1 protein-coding gene is annotated in these 556 nt (G+C 52.2%); it reads left to right on the top strand.

The window, feature by feature from the left end:
- On the top strand, positions 1 to 327 hold a 327-nt coding region (locus WH277_RS01165), incomplete at its 5' end, for an oxidoreductase (protein WP_445235295.1).
- Positions 328 to 556: the final 229 nt, after the last annotated feature.

Genomic DNA, 556 nt, shown 5'->3' with positions numbered 1-556 from the left:
GGGATCGCCATGGTGCCGGTAACTACCTATCCCGGTTATCAGGTACCGGCTGCTGAGTTGCTGCGCCGCGAGTTGGATATCAAAACCGGTGCAGTCGGTCTGATCGAAACAGGTCGTCAGGCTGAAGAGATTTTGCAGAACGGTCGCGCCGATATCATTCTGGTGGGTCGCGATATGCTCAAAGATCCGTTCTGGGCACGTACAGCTGCGGATAATCTGAATGTCGAACTTCCGGTTCCGGCGCAGTACACGCGTTATGGTTCAGGCTGGCAACGTTCTCAGCCACGTCAGCCAGCAGCTGAACTAGAGAGCACTGTAGAGCGTTAAGTTGAAAGCCTTCGAAGCCCAGGTGCGTCATTTGCAAAATGGCACTGATATTGCTGCGACTCGAATTAACAACCAGGAGTAATGACATGAACAAGCCGACTTACGTGCACGAATACCAAGCCATCAACGAGGTGCTGAACCAGTACATTGAGGGCTGCAAACAGGCCAAAAGCAGCATTATGAAGCTAGCATTCAGTAAGCAAGCCACGATGTTCAGCGTCGATGACGA

It is taken from the genome of Erwinia sp. MYb416, assembly GCF_037479575.1.
Lineage (GTDB): Bacteria > Pseudomonadota > Gammaproteobacteria > Enterobacterales > Enterobacteriaceae > Erwinia > Erwinia rhapontici.
This window is presented reverse-complemented; position numbering and strand designations above follow the sequence as displayed.